Here is a 15,636-nt window from a genome sequence, read left to right as displayed (position 1 = left end):
AGTGGCGGGAGTTTCTTCGATGGCCGTTACTAAGGCGTCATCAGATCGAAACGATTATCCTCACCGGAATCGATGCTAAACGGTTCCTGAATTTGCAGCGTAATCCAGTTGGAGGTCACCCGACTGCCCTTGCTGTCTTCCAGTGTCACAGACAGACGATAGCTGTTGGTGGCGTCCGATGCGCTATTCCATGCGGGCATGATGATGCTCCAGCCTTGCGGATCATTCGGATTAGCGCCCGGCGTGAGGCTTAACGCCTGGGTATCGCCCTGCCACGTCACCCTGGTTATCGGATTCGCATTACGGATTTGCAATTTCAGCGGCAGGCTTTCGCCGCCGTTTAATTGCCATGGCGGTGTGGCGAGGAATACCGATAAGGTTTTGCGCTGACGATACTCCACCACCGGCGTGTTGTTGCGCGTCACCATGTCGTAACGGCTGCCGCGCAGCGAACGCGCTTCGGCCACGTTATCGGCACTCAACTGCTGGCTGAGCGGCACACCAAAACGATAGTTGAGATGCAAACCCAGCTGATCCTGACTTTCACCTTCATTACTGGTTTTGTGGCTGGCAGAAAATGTCACCAGCGGTACTGGGGTGTAGGAGACGCCAAAAGTTAGCGCCGAAGGATTGTGATAGGTATTGCCGCTGCTAAACAGATCCACATCATTGCCCAGGTACTGCTCCCAACTCACTGACATACCAAGCTGGCGATAAAACGGCAGGTAGCCCTGAGTGGTGAAATCGTAGCCGCGTGCTAAACGCTGCTGCTGAAAGGGATCGCGGTTTTGCCAGCCCGATAGCGGTGTGTAGTAGTTAGCCGAGAAGCGCAGGTAATCACCCCAGGCTTCTGTGCCTACTGAAGCGCGCTGCAATCCGCTGTTGAACATGCGATCGACAAAACCGTTGTAACCAAGCAGCCATTTGCCCGCCGTCCAACGTTGTCCTAAGCCGATATTGCCCACCAGCCCATCATCCGTTTGGTGGAAGCCCACCTCACTAAACGTCAGATACTGATAGCGATCGGCCCACGGCGTAAGCAGAGAAGCGCCACTGCCGGTGAAGTTACCATCCATATCAACGTTAAAATCGATCTGCGCTTTACCATAAGGCGATAGCAGAGATTGGCCCTCATCCACCACGCGGTTTGCCACCTCATCGCGGAAATGGTTAAACGCCCAGATACCCGCCTGATGACCAAAAGTGTTGTCACTGGTGCTGTCCTGACTGGCTTCACCAATGCTCTTAGCGATGGTCGCCAGATTTTTGCTGAAAGCCGCATTTTCATCTTCATAGCCGAGTGCAGGCAGATCGCTGGCCATTTTCTGGAAGCGTTCGGGATCGCTAAAAGGCGCATCAGCGACATGCGTGTCAGTGACGAGCGCCAGAGCAGGCGCGGTGAAAAGCAGCCCCGTTGCAGCGGGCAACATACGCAGTGATTTAAAAGCAGAGAAAACAGATGTCATAGCAAAAACAGGCTTTTATCCAGTTTAGAATTTGAAGTGGCTCACAAAACTGTACTGGAATACCCTAACACATTCTGCCGATATTGCAGAAAAAGCCGGGCTGAATTAGGACATTGCCTGATTCGCAAAAGGCATCATCTTATCTTGATAGCCACATCGCTCCACAGAGCGCCCTGCGTAAAGCCCCGCAAGACGCTCACGGCTGCTGCGATTAGGAGAAGATCAACCCGCCATCCACATTGATGGTTTGGCCGGTGATGTAGCGCGCATCATCCGACGCGAGAAACGCCACCAACCCGGCGACATCTTGCGGCTGTCCGGCGCGTTTCAGCGGAATATTTTCCACCCACTCCGCCATCAACTCGCCTTTGCCATACTGCTTTTTATCGCTGCTAAGGATTTCTCCCCACACGCGATCGTTGTAATCCCACATCTCACTTTCGATGATACCCGGACAGAAAGCATTCACGGTGATGTGCGACGGCGCCAGTTCCAGTGCCAGGCTCTGAGTAATGCCGATAACACCCATTTTACTGGCCGCATAGTGTGGCGTGTAAATAAAGCCCTGTCGCCCCTGCCCGGATGAGGTGTTGATCAGGCTGCCGCTGCCCTGCTTCACCATGTACTTTGCCGCCTCACGGCAACACAGCCAGACGCCGGTGGTGTTCACAGCCAGAATTTTTTCGAAATCGCTCTTTGGCATCGCGTCAAAGCGATCAATAGTGATCACTCCGGCATTCTGAATCGAGACATCAATGGTGCCAAAGCGCTCCGCCGCCTGCTGATAAAGCTGCTGCACTTCGGCCTCATTGGTCACATCCACCTGCAGCGCCAGAATCTCGCTGCCATACTGTTCTTCCAGCGCCCGCGCTGTGGTGAATACCCGGTCCGAGTTGGACACCATTACCAGCCGAGCGCCATCGCGCGCAAATCGTGCGGCGATGCCCGCGCCAATGCCGCGGCATGCGCCGGTAATCACCACCGTTTTCCCACTAAAATCGCGTGTCATATTGCCTCCTGTTATCCGTGCGTTGCTTCAGGCAGGGCGGCCGATTGCTGCTTTTTTTCATGTCTGCGCAGCAGCACCACCTTACTTTGTAATTTTTGCTGGAACTGGTCGATGACCACGGCGGTGACGATCACCAGTCCTTTAATCACCATTTGCCAGAAATCGCTGACGCCCATCATCACCATGCCATCGGCGAGGAACACGATGACAAAGGCACCGATGATCGAACCTGAAACACGTCCGCGACCACCTGCCAGCGCGGTTCCGCCCAAAACGGTTGCACCGATGGCGTCCATCTCGAACATGTTGCCGGTCATCGGGTGCGCGGTTTGCAGCTGGGATGCGACGATCAATCCCACCAGCGCAGCACATAAACCGGAGAAGGCATAGACAAACACTTTGACCTTAATGATCGGCACACCGGCCAGGCGTGCCGCAGATTCATTGCCGCCGGTGGCATAGATATAGCGGCCCAGCGGGGTTTTACGTGTCAGATAAAGGCCGAGCAGCAGGAAGCCGATCATTAACCAGATTGGGATGTAGACGCCAAGCACACTGCCCGACCCCAGCAACGCGAAACCGGTATTACCCAATGCTGGCATCCCCACCAGATTGGCGTAGGTACTGCCATCGTTGAACAGCAGCGCGGCCCCACGAGCCACATACATCATGCCGAGGGTGCAGATAAAGGGTGCCACGCCCAGACGCGTCACCACGGTGCCGTTGATCAACCCCAGCACGATGCCGAACAGCGCCACCACCAGAATCACTTCCGGCACGTTAAAGAACAGCGTGTTGCCGCCCCACAGCGGCACACCATTAGTGAGCAACGCCCCCGCCACCATGCCGCAAATGCCCGCCACCGCACCGACCGACAGATCGATGCCACCCGTCAGGATCACCAGCGTCATACCAATGGCCAGCAGCCCGGTGATGGCAACATGCTGCGTCATGATCAGTAAGTTTGAAGTGGTCAGGAAATTAGGCACCATAAAGCTAAAAAAGCCGACCACGATCAGTAACGCGATAAAGGTTCGCGCTTTCAGCAAGTACATATAAAGCAGGTATTTCTGGTTCATTTATTGCTCTCCTGCGGGCTCAGTCATGCGGTGTTGAGGCGCTAATCAGCGCTTCTCGCGTTGCCGCGCTGCGCGGTAAATCAGCGGTAATACGGCCATCGGCCATCACCAGAATGCGATCGGCCAGTGCCATCACCTCGTCCAGTTCAGAAGAGGAGAACATCACCGCCAGACCTTGCTGTGCGAGATTGCCAATCAGGTGGTACACGTCTGTTTTTGCCCCCACATCGATTCCACGCGTAGGCTCATCCAGCAGCACCACCTGTGGGCCGGTCATCAGCGCTTTTCCCAGCACCACTTTCTGCTGGTTACCGCCGCTGAGTGAGGTGATCGGCAGTTCCGGGTCGCTGACTTTGATGGCGAGATGACCAATCATTTCATCGACGCGGCTTTGCTCTCTACGGGGATTGAGTAAGCGCAGCGCACGGCGAAAACCACGCAGGCTGAGATCGCTGAGCGTCATGTTGGCGGTGATCGACATCAACTGCACCACGCCTTCGGTTTGTCGGTCTTCCGGCACCAGCGCAATGCCTTTCTTTAAGCGCTGCTGGAAGTTGCGTTTATCCAGCATTTCGCCATTCAGACTGACGCTGCCGGATTGGCAGTGCATCATGCCAATCAGCCCTTTAAACAATTCCGTGCGTCCCGCGCCCAGCAAACCGTAAATGCCGATCACTTCGCCTTTACGCAGCGAAAACGACACATCATTGAGCTTGTAGCCGCCATTCTGATGCAGTGCCGTCAGCCCGTTGACGTTCAAAATCGTTTCGCCCTGAGTGGCGGGCTGATAGTCAAAGTGTTTTTTCTTGTCGCCGACCATCTGTTCGATGATCCAGGGAACCGAAGCGTCACGCACTTCCCGCTCGCTGATAAAGCGACCGTCACGGAAAATGGTGATGTGATCGCCAATCTCCATCAGCTCTTCCAGCCGATGCGAGATATAGATGATGGTGACGCCACGCCGTTTCAGCTGGTCAATCACGTTGAACAGCACCTTCACTTCAGACTGGCTCAGCGCACTGGTGGGTTCATCCATGATCAGCACGCGCGTATCTTTCGATAGCGCCCGGGCAATTTCGACCAGCTGTTGATGGCCAATCCCCAGTTCGCCCAGCGCCGCATAAGGGTCAACATCCAGCTCAAGACGCTCCAGTAACGATTTCGCCAACGCGTACTGATACTTTTCGTTGATCACGCCGCGTTGGAAAAATTCATTGGCGATAAAGATGTTGTCCATCACGTTCATGTTGGGGAACAGGTTAAGTTCCTGAAAAATGATGCTGATACCGTGCTTTTCCGCCTGGTGGGTGGAGCTGAGCGACACGACTTTGCCGTCCAGCAGAATTTCACCGGATGAAGGCGTTTCCACGCCCGCCAGCATCTTCATCATGGTGGATTTACCGGCACCGTTTTCGCCAATCAGCACGTTCACTTTGTTGCGATAGACGCGGTAGTTCACCTGATCGAGTGCGGTCACGCCGGGATAAATACGCGACACGTTACGGGTTTCGATGATCACGTCACTTTGAGGATTTTGCATGCCCGCTCCTTACTGCCGCACGATGGCAGCAGGTGTGACATTCGGCACCTGCTCAGGCGTATCGAAGCTGCTAAACACGCCGGAAATTTGCACCTTATCGCCGACTTTGGGCTTGAAGGCGCTCATCATGTTGGCTGCGTGCTGATTAATGGCGCGGCTGTAGTCGCCAAACAGCACCTGATCGTTGAAGTCCTGATAGCTGGCTCCTTTATAGGCATCACGCAGCACCGTGCCAGGGAAAATCGGACCGACCTGCACCGTCACGTTATCGCCGGAAACATCTTTCACCGTCATACGGCCATTGCGCGAAGTGGTATTGACCGCCGTAACTTCACCACTGACGTTGACGCTGAAGACACAGGGGTTCTCTTCCTGTGCGCGGTAGCCATAGGTTTGACAGGCGCTGTCAAAATCTTTGGCGGACTTCAGCGCATTCAGCAGTTCCGCCACCGGCTTCGCATCGTGCTGAATCTGCGGTACCAGTTTCTGCTGCCAGGTCTGAGCGATATTGGCCATTTTCGGATTGGGGGGATTTTTCAGGTCGGCCAGCTCCTGCTGCGACACAATGCGGCAACCGCTAAGGATCACGATAGGAAGCAGTAACCAGAGTCGTTTGTGCATCACATTCTCCTGGGCGCCTGCTGAGCAGGCGCACCGATTATTGATTACGACTTGTAGTTAAAGTCCTGCACACCTTTAGCATTGTCCGGGGTGATTAAAATGCCGCGGAACATCACGCGCTGCTTCTCCGGCTTCACCCCTTTCTGGATGAAGTTGTCGAGATCGGTCACACCCTGCGCGGCAATAGCCTGCGCCTGCAACATCACCGTAGCTTTCAGATCGCCTTTTTCTACCGCATCACGCTCGTCATTGCTGCCATCGATGCCCACCACTGTGACATCGTTGCGACCTGCGGCTTTGAGTGCCGCAATCGCGCCCAGCGCCACCGGACCGTTACCACAGATCACGCCTTTGACATCGGGATGGGCCTGCAGAATGCTGTCCATAATGCGTTTGCCATCGATCAGGGTGCCTTTCGCATCCTGACGCGCGACAGATTTCATATCCGGATACTGATCCAGCACCTGGTGGAAGGATTTCGAGCGGGTGACGCAGTTATTGTCAGCGAGGTTACAGGTCAATTCGGCATAGCTGCCCTTTTCACCCATCTTCTCCACAAACACGTTGGCCACATCAGAACCCGCCTGGAAGTTGTTGTGGGTGATCTGCGCCAGCGCCACATCGTCGACCGGAATCTCACGGTTGATCAGCACCACGGGGATCCCCGCATCTTTGGCTTTTTTGATTGCTGCGACGCTGGCGGTGGAGTCGGCGTTATCCAGCACAATGCCCTGCACTTTTTTACCGATGGCGGCATCAATCAGTTCGCTCTGCTTCTTAACGTCTTCACCGTGCGACAGCACGCTGGTTTTATAGCCCAGCTCTTGCGCTTTCAGGTTGGCGCCTTTGGCTTCGGAAGCGTAATAGGGGTTATCCAGTGAGTTCACCAGAATCATGATGGTGCCTTTGTCGGCAGCGAAGCTGGATTGGGCGATCAGGCAACTGGCAATGGCAGTGAATAACAGGGTACGTTTTTTCATGTTCGTGCTCTCTCATTGTTTTGTTGTTATTGCAGGGTTGAGGCCTTACTGGTGCTGGCGCGGCATTACCAGATGGTGAAGCCGCCATCGATCATTAAATCTGCGCCGGTGATCATGTCGCTGCCGTTGCTGGCGAAAAACAGCACGGCGGCGGCAATCTCATCGGTGTAAGCAAAACGCCCTAACGGGATCAGTTTCTTCATCTGTTCACCCTTCTCACCACGCCAGGCTTTTTCGCCCATCGGCGTCAGCACCACGGTGGGTGACAAGGTATTAACGTTGATACGGTGTGGCGCGAACTCTTTGGCCATCACCTTAGTCATTCCAAGCAGGCCAGCTTTGGCAGAGGTATAAGCCACGTGGTTATCAATGGCGATGGAAGCGGCTTGCGAGGCGATATTGATGATCTTGCCGCCATTCCCGGCGCGCACCATGCGTTTGCCCGCGGCTTGCGAGCAGAGAAAAGGACCGGTGAGATTGACGGCGATCTGCTTCTGCCACTCGGCAAAGTCGGTTTCCAGTACCGGCTGTAACATCACATAACCTGCACAGTTCACCAGGATATCGATGTGGCCGTAGTGCTGTTCCACCTGGTCGAACGCCGTCTCGACTGAGCCAGCATCGGTCACGTCACAGCACACCAGCAGTACACGATCGGCAGAGAATTGTTCCTGCACAGCCGCCACGCGATCGCTTTCGAATGGAGGGTAAAGCAGGGCCAGCCGTGCACCTTTCTCTAACAGCATGGCGTTACTGGCCATGGCAATCCCACCCAGGCCACCGGTCACCACTGCCACTTTGCCGGTAAGATCCAGATCGGTATTCACGCCGTAGCGCAGGTTGACATCGTATTCCCCACTCATCCCTTCTCTCCTGTGTGCCTGTTCAGCGGCTCTGGTTATCTCTGGCCGGATAGGTTTGCTGTAATATTGATTTTCGAACAAAAATATAAGCTATCGTTTCGCAATGGTTTGTGGGTGAGATCAAATTTCATACAAATGATGAAAACTATTTTTATCCAGCTGTTTTTAAAGCAAATAATAAAAAATCAGGTTTTTTGATATAGAAATAACAGCTGGCGGGTGTATGTGAAATCAAATGCATGGCTTTATCTTATTTTCATTCGAAAATGCATCTTTGTGCGAGCCGCCTCGCAAATCCCCAACACGCAGAGTAAAATCATCACGGGTTTTCTTATGGTTAAAACCAGACCGTGATTGGAAAGAGGGAGCATTTCGATTGAAAAGCAAAACTGAGCAGCTGGCTGATATGCAGCAGCGTCGTGAGAAGATCCTGGAGATGATCCGCGAAGACGGCACAGTCACGGTTAAAGCGCTTACCGATACCTTTGGCCTGACCGAAGCCACCATCCGCACCGATTTGCGTATGCTGCAAAAAGCCGGGCATGTGCAGCGTTATCATGGCGGCGCCACCCTGATGACCGGCAAGCAGAATACCGGCGCCCTGCTGCTTGAGCGTCAAACCCATCTTGATGAGAAAGAAGCGATTGGCCGTCTGGCCGCGCAGTATGTCGAAAACGGCGATACGGTGATTTTCGATTCTGGCACCACCACCACCGCCATTGCGGAGGCGATCAGCCACATCCGCCGTTTATCGGTGATCACCACGGCAGTGAATATTGCGCTGAAGCTGGGGGGCGAACCGGGGATTAATATCCTGCTGACAGGCGGCACCTTTAAGTTTCCGACGCTATCGACCTCCGGGGAGAAAGCGGCTTCATTCTTTGAAAACGTGCTGGCGGAAAAGCTGTTTCTCGCCACCGCCTGCATCTCGCCGCGCCTCGGTTTAAGCTTCCCCAGCGAAACCGACATCAAAGTGAAGATGGCGATGATCAACTCCGCCAGTACGGTATTTGTGGTGGCGGACTCCAGCAAAATCGATAAGGTGTCGATGTTTGCCCTGCCGTGTGACTGGAGCAAAATCCACTATTTGATTACCGATCGCGGGATCACCCCGGCGCAGATTGCGGCGTTTGAAGCGTTGGGTGTGCAGGTGTTGGTGGCAGGTATTGAAGAGGCAAAAAAACGCGCGGTGTTTTGAGCATCAATTCAGGGGCGGCCCACTCGCAGCCGCCCCTTCAATGCTGATTAGAAACCTAAGCTATCCAGCAAGTCATCCACCTGATCCTGGTTCGCCACCACGCCAGGTGCATTGGCATGGATCTGCGGACCATTCAACAGGCTGCTGGCGTCTTTACGCGCGGCAGCGTTGGCTTCAGGCATATTCTCCAGCAGCACCATCAGCAACTGACGCTCGATCTCCTGGATCACATCCATCATGCGCTTGATCACCTGGCCGGTAAGGTCCTGGAAATCCTGCGCCATCATGATCTCGAGCAGCTGCTTGTTGGTGTACGAGGTATGCGCCGGCACATCACTGAGAAATTCGCGCGTATCCGAAACCAACTCGCGTGCATCCGCCAGCTCAATCGGGTTTTCAAACCACGCATCCCAACGGCCTTTCAGCTTATTGGCGTTGGCTTCCATTTGGTCCTGGTGTGGCTGCGCGGCTTCAACGCAGTTGAGTGCGCGTTCTGCCGCTTGCGCCGTCATCTGCACCACGTAATCCAGACGGTCGCGCGCGTCCGGAATGGCTTCCGCCGCTTCGGCAATCGCCTGGTCTAACCCCAATTCGCGCAGGCTGTCGCGCAACATACGCGTCAGCGAGCCGATACGGGTAATAATGTCGTGTGCCGAGGCTTCTTCGGTTGGTTTCGGAAGGTCGCTCATCACATCTCCTTACATACCCAGTTTTTCGAAAATTTTACCCAGCTTTTCTTCCAGCGTGGCTGCGGTGAACGGCTTCACGACATAACCGCTGGCACCGGCCTGGGCGGCTGCAATGATGTTCTCTTTTTTCGCTTCTGCCGTGACCATTAGCACGGGCAGCTTGCTCAACGCTGCATCAGAACGAATGGTTTTCAGCAGTTCCAGACCGTCCATGTTGGGCATGTTCCAGTCGGATACCACGAAATCGAATCCACCCGCACGCAGTTTGGTCAGTGCATCAACACCATCCTCTGCTTCTTCAACGTTGTTGAATCCCAGCTCTTTCAGCAGGTTGCGGACGATACGACGCATCGTATTGAAGTCATCCACCACCAAAAAGCGCATGTTTTTATCAGCCATATCTACTCCTGTGTTGTCTCGTCCGGCAGGACGGGCTCGTTAAATTCGCAATGCCTGTCCGGCGCTAATTTTTGCCAGCATGTGCTGACTGATGTGTCCTAAATCGACTACTTCACTGGTGCCGCCCATCGCAATCGCTTCGCGCGGCATACCAAAGACGACGCAACTGGCTTCATCCTGCGCGATGGTCCAGGCACCGGCGCGATGCATTTCCAGCATCCCGGCGGCACCGTCGTTACCCATCCCGGTGAGGATGACACCCACGGCATTTCGTCCTGCGTGCACCGCCACGGACCGGAACAGCACGTCAACAGACGGCTTGTGACGGTTTACCGGCGGGCCATCATTCAGTTTCACCACGTAGTTGGCGCCGCTGCGGCCCAACTCCATGTGCATGGCGCCCGGTGCGATATAGGCATGACCGGGTAAAATACGTTCGCCATCTTCCGCTTCTTTCACGGTGATCTGGCACAGCTTGTTCAGGCGCTCGGCAAACGAGCGGGTAAAGCCTGGTGGCATATGTTGCGTGATCAGCAGCGCCGGGCTGGTCGCGGGCAGCGGCTGCAATACATGGCGAATCGCCTCGGTGCCGCCGGTGGAAGAGCCAATTGCAATCAGCTTCTCACTACTCAGCAGCGGGCCGGCTTTTAGCATCACCGGGCCAGGTGTGGCCGGGCGCGCATGCAGTTTAGCTCGCGCCGCTGCGCGAATTTTGTCGGCGATCATTTGACTGTACGCCAGCATGCCTTCGCGAATACCCAACTGCGGCTTAGTGACGAAATCCACTGCGCCCAATTCCAGCGCGCGTAATGTCACTTCCGATCCTTTACCGGTCAGCGATGACACCATCACGACTGGCATCGGCCGCAGGCGCATTAACTTCTCCAGGAAGTCGAGGCCATCCATACGCGGCATCTCGACGTCCAGCGTCAGCACCTGTGGGTTGTATTGCTTGATTAAATCCCGCGCCACCAACGGATCGGGCGCGGTTGCGACCATCTCCATATCGGCGTGGCTGTTGATGATCTCCGTCATCAACTGTCGCATTAGCGCAGAGTCATCTACGCACATCACGGTGATTTTGCTCATCGTCTTTCCTTGGTCAATCCATAGACTGTCTGTCCACGCAGCCAGAACTCTTTACTGATCTGGCTGAAGTTCTCTGAGTGTCCAGCGAACAGCACACCGCCGGGCTTCAGCAGGGGAACGAAACGGCGCAGGATTTTTTCCTGCGTCTCTTTATCGAAATAGATCATCACGTTACGACAGAATATTGCGTCGAACGGACCCGGCAACGCCCAGTCGTTGGCCAGTAAATTCAGCTGCGAATAGTTCACCATGCTGGCGAGATCGGAGCGGACGCGCACCATGCCTTCATGCGGCCCGGTGCCACGCAGGAAAAAGCGTTGCAGCTGCGATTGCGATAAGGTGCGCAGCTCTTCCTGGCGATAGACCCCCGCCACGGCTTTTTCCAGTACCTGTGTATCAATGTCGCTGGCGTGCACCTGGAACTTACCCGGTCCGGTACCCAGCGTTTCCGCCAGCGTCATGGCGATGGAGTACGGCTCTTCGCCGGTTGAGGCGGCGGTACTCCACACGCTGTAACTGCCACTGCGCTTACGCGCATGATCCGCGAGGATCGGGAAATGGTGCGCCTCGCGGAAGAATGAGGTCAGGTTGGTGGTCAACGCGTTAATAAACGCCTGCCACTCTGCACTGTTCTGGTCTTGCTCCAGCAACGCCAGATAACGACCAAAGTCATCAATATTCAGCGTGCGCAAACGGCGCACTAAGCGGTTGTAAACCATCTCCCGCTTGTGATCGGCCAGCACGATGCCTGCGCGTTGATAGATCAGCTGGCTGATACGACGAAAATGCGTATCTGAGAGCGGCAGTCGCTGCACCATTTGCGAGAGCAGCGTTGTCGCTTCACTTTGATCCAATAACGTCGATTTCTTCATGTCAGGTCACCCGGCAACAAACTGATTAAATTGTGATACTGCGATTACTGCTGTGCTGCCAGTTGGGCCGCCTTGCGGCGGCCACACGGATTAAAAGGTTTCCCAGTTATCGTCCGCGCTACGTGCACCTGCGGGTTGAGCCAGCGCTTTGACTGCGGCTGGACGCAACATTTTTGGCGCTGTAGATACGTTAACGGCCTGAGCGACAAATTCTTTACCAATATTGAACACCGCAACCGACTGTTTCAGTCGACTGGCCTGATCTTCCAGTGCGGCAGCCGCCGTGGCTGACTCTTCTACCAGCGCGGCGTTCTGCTGTGTCACGCGGTCCATCTCGTTCACGGCCAGACCCACCTGGTCGATTCCGCGACTCTGCTCATCCGACGCCGAGGCGATTTCGCCCATGATGTCGGTGACGCGAGTGACGGCGTTGACGATGTTGGTCATGGTTTCGCCCGCGCTCTCCACCAGCACCGAACCGGTGTTGACGCGACTCACCGAGTCTTCGATCAGACCTTTGATCTCTTTCGCTGCCTGGGCGCTGCGCTGTGCCAGACTGCGCACCTCACCCGCCACCACCGCAAAGCCACGGCCCTGTTCACCCGCACGTGCCGCTTCAACCGCCGCGTTGAGTGCCAGAATGTTGGTCTGGAACGCGATGCCATCGATCACACTGATGATGTCCGCGATTTTCTTCGAGCTGCCGGTGATCTCTTTCATGGTGGTGACCACGCCATCCACCACTTTGCCGCCGTGCTGCGCGGTTTCAGAGGCAGTCAGCGCCAGTTGTGAAGCCTGACGGGCGTTTTCGGCGTTCTGCTTCACGGTGGCGGTCAACTGCTCCATGCTGGCAGCCGTCTCTTCCAGAGAAGCGGCCTGCTGTTCAGTACGTGAAGAGAGATCGTTGTTACCCATGGCGATTTCACTGGCACCGGTGTAGATAGCGTCTGAACCATCACGCACGGTACGCACGGTATTCGCCAGCTCCTGCTGCATGTGCTGCAGTGAGCTGAGTAATTCACCCATCTCGTTGCGCATACTGACATCAATCTGCTGCGTCAAATCGCCACGCGCGATGTGACGGATATGGTCGATGCTCTGTTTCAACGGACGAATCAGCACGTTGCGCATGCCGCTCCACACCAGTGCAATCACCAGCAGGGTCACCAGCAAAGTACCGATCACCAGCATGATGGAGTGCTGATAGGCGCTTTCGTTGGCATCAATACCCTGCTTTGCCAGCACGATGTTGTAGTTCAGCCATGCGGTGTAATCCTTCTCGAATTTATCCTGCATACCCTGCGTTGGTTGATCGACAAAGCCTTTGAAGTTCCCGTTACCCAGGAAATCAATCAGCTCGGCCAGTCCACCACGGAAGGCGTTGTAGTTGGCCTGCAGCGTCTTGACGTTCTCCGCACTTTTGCCCTTCTCAGACAAATTCGCGTTGAACTCGGCAAAAGCCTGGTCAGCGGTTTTCAACTCCTCACTTGCCAGCGCGACCAAATCTTTCACGGTTGCGCCTGAGCCAGCTTGCTGGCTGTCCAGCAAATAGCGGATCCCTGCACGGTTCAGCGTGTTACGCGCCTGAACCAGCGATACCCAAGAGGTGCCCATCGCCCGTTGCAGCGTACTGAGACGCTGGTTATAGGCAAAATTCTCTTTATCGGCTTTCACCGTGGTAAAAAACATCCCTCCGGAAAACAGCTGCAGCAAGGCAAACAGTGCCAGCACACATAACAGCCCGGAAACGACACGAATACGACTAAACATAAACACCTCATTGGTTGGCGGATCGCTCCTGTTATCGGCGTTCACAGAGGGATCTTTATGTTGTCTGCAACGGGTTGGACCAGCGGGAATTAAGGAGGATCAGGGATAAATTAAAGTGTGCCGACAGGTAAACGGGCGCACCTGCGTGCGCCCGGTTAAAAACGTTTAAAATGTCTCCCAGTTGCTGTCACTCACTGGCGCGGTGACAGTTTTGCGCGGTGTACTCAGCACCGGCTGCACGCTCGGTGACAAGCGCACCGCCGCAGTGGCCTGCGAGGCACGCGGCACACGGAATACCGCCACTGACTGGCTCAAACGACTGGCCTGCTCTTCCAGCGATGCCGCAGCAGCGGCGGATTCTTCCACCAGCGACGCATTCTGCTGCGTCACGCGATCCATCTCAGTGACCGCCTGGCCGACCTGATCAATACCGCGGCTCTGCTCATCCGACGCTGAGGCGATCTCGCCCATGATATCCGTGACACGCGTGACCGCGCCGACGATATCATTCATGGTTTCACCGGCGGTGCCGACCAGCTGCGAACCGCTATTAACACGATTCACCGAATCCTCAATTAAACCTTTAATCTCTTTCGCCGCCTGCGCACTGCGCTGTGCCAGATTACGCACTTCACCGGCCACCACTGCAAAGCCACGCCCTTGCTCACCGGCACGCGCCGCTTCTACCGCAGCGTTCAGTGCCAGAATATTGGTCTGGAAAGCAATGCCATCGATCACGCTTATGATATCGGCGATTTTCTTCGAACTGCCAGCAATGTCATGCATGGTGCGCACCACACCATCCACAACTTCGCCACCTTTACGCGCGGTATCGGAAGCGCTGAGTGCCAGCTGAGAAGCCTGACGCGCGTTCTCGGCGTTCTGCTTCACTGTCGCTGTCAGCTGCTCCATACTGGCCGCCGTCTGTTCCAGTGAAGCCGCTTGTTCTTCAGTGCGGGCGGAGAGATCGTTGTTGCCCGCCGAGATTTCGCTCGCGCCGGTGAAGATAGCATCAGAACCGTCACGCACGTTGCTGACGGTACGCACCAGCGACTGCTGCATCTCATGCAGGCTGGCCGCCAGTTGGGTCATCTCGTTACGCCCTTCCACGGCAATATGCTGCGTCAGATCGCCAGAAGCGATATGGCGGATATGGCCCAGCAGCTGATGCAATGGCTGGATCAGCACCGCACTGAGACCGAACCAGCAGCCGACAATCACAAACACCACCACCAATGCCACCACCGCCAGCAGCCACATCATGGTGTGGAACGCTTGCTGGTTCTGCGCCACGCCTTCCGCCGCCAGCGCACTCTGCGCCGTGCGCCACTCTGCATAGGTGGCCTTCATCTTCACCTGTTTGGCTTCAATGTTCTGCGCAAACATGCCTTGCAGATCGTTAGCTTTCAAACGTTCCAGCATCGCTTTCAAACCATCGTTGAAGGCGGCGTAGTCCGTTTCCAGGCGATCGCGCAACGCATCCGGTAAGCCTGGCGTGCCCGGCAAATCGTAGTAACGCTGGTAATGGCCAGCCGCAACATCCAGCTGCTTTTCAGTCTGCGCAATCAGCGCCTGAAGCTGGCCGCCATTCGCTTGTGCGGCTGCACTACCCTGCATGCGCAGCATCGCGCGGTTCAATACGGTACGGGTCTGGTTGAGTTCGATCCAGGCATCGGACATCGCGCCGACGTTGTTGGTCGACGTCTGTGCCACGGCAAAAGCTTCTTTATCTTTTTGTAAGGCAGACCAGAACAATCCGCCCGACAGTAACTGCAAAGCACCAAAGACCAGCAAGACTGCGATCAGGCTGGTGACAACATTGATTCGTTTTAACATGGGTTCTCCAAAGAGTGAGGCATTTCGGCTCCCGCTGTTATCGACCGCAGTTGTTAAATTTTGAGGGGCTTTAACGGATTTTACGAAATATAATTCTGCCAATAACTTTCTTTACAGTGTTTTATAACTAAAGAAATTGTCATTAAAAAAAATGCGCCTTTATCGGGTAAACGATAAAAGCGCATTGATACTATTGGAATAAAAGGATATTGCGGCAGTGGGTGC

At 55.1% G+C, this 15,636-nt stretch carries 14 protein-coding genes; 1 reads left to right on the top strand and 13 read right to left on the bottom strand.

Annotated elements, in window-relative coordinates; all coding sequences use genetic code 11:
• Nucleotides 1-29: 29 nt before the first annotated feature.
• The 7 genes from AC1MDE_RS08730 to AC1MDE_RS08700 form a co-directional block, all read right to left on the bottom strand.
• Nucleotides 30-1,466 carry a YchO/YchP family invasin gene (locus AC1MDE_RS08730; protein ID WP_097119244.1) on the bottom strand — a complete coding sequence of 479 codons (1,437 nt, stop codon included), beginning with the start codon at nt 1,464-1,466 and terminating at the stop codon, nt 30-32.
• 211 nt (nt 1,467-1,677) lie between these two features.
• On the bottom strand, nt 1,678-2,475 hold the full coding sequence (locus AC1MDE_RS08725) for an SDR family oxidoreductase (RefSeq protein WP_058959720.1): 798 nt from the start codon (nt 2,473-2,475) through the stop codon (nt 1,678-1,680).
• Nucleotides 2,476-2,486: 11 nt separating this feature from the next.
• Complete coding sequence (locus AC1MDE_RS08720; RefSeq protein WP_034821800.1) at nt 2,487-3,554, bottom strand: ABC transporter permease; 1,068 nt, start codon at nt 3,552-3,554, stop codon at nt 2,487-2,489.
• A gap of 19 nt (nt 3,555-3,573) precedes the next feature.
• The gene (locus AC1MDE_RS08715) at nt 3,574-5,094 is read right to left on the bottom strand and encodes a sugar ABC transporter ATP-binding protein (RefSeq protein WP_480344478.1); all 1,521 of its coding nucleotides are present in this window, start codon (nt 5,092-5,094) and stop codon (nt 3,574-3,576) included.
• Between the two features lie 9 nt (nt 5,095-5,103).
• Nucleotides 5,104-5,715, bottom strand: a complete 612-nt coding sequence (locus AC1MDE_RS08710) for a DUF2291 family protein (protein WP_479402711.1) — start codon at nt 5,713-5,715, stop codon at nt 5,104-5,106.
• Between the two features lie 44 nt (nt 5,716-5,759).
• Nucleotides 5,760-6,695, bottom strand: a complete 936-nt coding sequence (locus AC1MDE_RS08705) for a D-ribose ABC transporter substrate-binding protein (protein WP_058959717.1) — start codon at nt 6,693-6,695, stop codon at nt 5,760-5,762.
• Nucleotides 6,696-6,760: 65 nt separating this feature from the next.
• Nucleotides 6,761-7,558: a GolD/DthD family dehydrogenase gene (locus AC1MDE_RS08700; RefSeq protein WP_058959716.1), complete on the bottom strand. Its 798-nt coding sequence runs from the start codon at nt 7,556-7,558 to the stop codon at nt 6,761-6,763.
• Between the two features lie 376 nt (nt 7,559-7,934).
• On the opposite strand from AC1MDE_RS08700, the gene AC1MDE_RS08695 reads away from it, so the two are divergent.
• The gene (locus AC1MDE_RS08695) at nt 7,935-8,756 is read left to right on the top strand and encodes a DeoR/GlpR family DNA-binding transcription regulator (RefSeq protein WP_058959715.1); all 822 of its coding nucleotides are present in this window, start codon (nt 7,935-7,937) and stop codon (nt 8,754-8,756) included.
• A gap of 47 nt (nt 8,757-8,803) precedes the next feature.
• Here AC1MDE_RS08695 and cheZ read toward each other — a convergent pair whose 3' ends face one another.
• The 6 genes from cheZ to AC1MDE_RS08665 all read right to left on the bottom strand — a co-directional run bounded on the left by cheZ (nt 8,804) and on the right by AC1MDE_RS08665 (nt 15,411).
• Nucleotides 8,804-9,445, bottom strand: a complete 642-nt coding sequence (cheZ, locus tag AC1MDE_RS08690) for a protein phosphatase CheZ (RefSeq protein WP_058959714.1) — start codon at nt 9,443-9,445, stop codon at nt 8,804-8,806.
• Nucleotides 9,446-9,454: 9 nt separating this feature from the next.
• Entirely contained in the window at nt 9,455-9,844 is a 390-nt protein-coding gene (gene cheY, locus AC1MDE_RS08685) for a chemotaxis response regulator CheY (protein WP_058959713.1), read from the bottom strand.
• Between the two features lie 39 nt (nt 9,845-9,883).
• Complete coding sequence (locus AC1MDE_RS08680) at nt 9,884-10,933, bottom strand: protein-glutamate methylesterase/protein-glutamine glutaminase (RefSeq protein WP_058959712.1); 1,050 nt, start codon at nt 10,931-10,933, stop codon at nt 9,884-9,886.
• Entirely contained in the window at nt 10,930-11,805 is an 876-nt protein-coding gene (gene cheR / locus AC1MDE_RS08675; RefSeq protein ID WP_034821825.1) for a protein-glutamate O-methyltransferase CheR, read from the bottom strand. Before cheR ends, AC1MDE_RS08680 begins: the two co-directional genes overlap by 4 nt.
• A 90-nt stretch (nt 11,806-11,895) precedes the next feature.
• Nucleotides 11,896-13,575 (bottom strand): methyl-accepting chemotaxis protein, encoded by a 1,680-nt coding sequence (locus AC1MDE_RS08670; protein WP_058959711.1) that lies wholly within the window; start codon nt 13,573-13,575, stop codon nt 11,896-11,898.
• Nucleotides 13,576-13,740: 165 nt separating this feature from the next.
• Complete coding sequence (locus tag AC1MDE_RS08665; RefSeq protein WP_480344477.1) at nt 13,741-15,411, bottom strand: methyl-accepting chemotaxis protein; 1,671 nt, start codon at nt 15,409-15,411, stop codon at nt 13,741-13,743.
• Nucleotides 15,412-15,636 lie beyond the last annotated feature (225 nt).

Source organism: Pantoea folii (assembly GCF_056678875.1).
This window is presented reverse-complemented; position numbering and strand designations above follow the sequence as displayed.

Bases quoted from the DNA above. Each gene is read 5' to 3' on its own strand.
- AC1MDE_RS08730 (WP_097119244.1), bottom strand. From the start codon at position 1,466: ATGACATCTGTTTTCTCTGCTTTTAAATCACTGCGTATGTTGCCCGCT.
- AC1MDE_RS08725 (WP_058959720.1), bottom strand. From the start codon at position 2,475: ATGACACGCGATTTTAGTGGGAAAACGGTGGTGATTACCGGCGCATGC.
- AC1MDE_RS08720 (WP_034821800.1), bottom strand. From the start codon at position 3,554: ATGAACCAGAAATACCTGCTTTATATGTACTTGCTGAAAGCGCGAACC.
- AC1MDE_RS08715 (WP_480344478.1), bottom strand. From the start codon at position 5,094: ATGCAAAATCCTCAAAGTGACGTGATCATCGAAACCCGTAACGTGTCG.
- AC1MDE_RS08710 (WP_479402711.1), bottom strand. From the start codon at position 5,715: ATGCACAAACGACTCTGGTTACTGCTTCCTATCGTGATCCTTAGCGGT.
- AC1MDE_RS08705 (WP_058959717.1), bottom strand. From the start codon at position 6,695: ATGAAAAAACGTACCCTGTTATTCACTGCCATTGCCAGTTGCCTGATC.
- AC1MDE_RS08700 (WP_058959716.1), bottom strand. From the start codon at position 7,558: ATGAGTGGGGAATACGATGTCAACCTGCGCTACGGCGTGAATACCGAT.
- cheZ (WP_058959714.1), bottom strand. From the start codon at position 9,445: ATGAGCGACCTTCCGAAACCAACCGAAGAAGCCTCGGCACACGACATT.
- cheY (WP_058959713.1), bottom strand. From the start codon at position 9,844: ATGGCTGATAAAAACATGCGCTTTTTGGTGGTGGATGACTTCAATACG.
- AC1MDE_RS08680 (WP_058959712.1), bottom strand. From the start codon at position 10,933: ATGAGCAAAATCACCGTGATGTGCGTAGATGACTCTGCGCTAATGCGA.
- cheR (WP_034821825.1), bottom strand. From the start codon at position 11,805: ATGAAGAAATCGACGTTATTGGATCAAAGTGAAGCGACAACGCTGCTC.
- AC1MDE_RS08670 (WP_058959711.1), bottom strand. From the start codon at position 13,575: ATGTTTAGTCGTATTCGTGTCGTTTCCGGGCTGTTATGTGTGCTGGCA.
- AC1MDE_RS08665 (WP_480344477.1), bottom strand. From the start codon at position 15,411: ATGTTAAAACGAATCAATGTTGTCACCAGCCTGATCGCAGTCTTGCTG.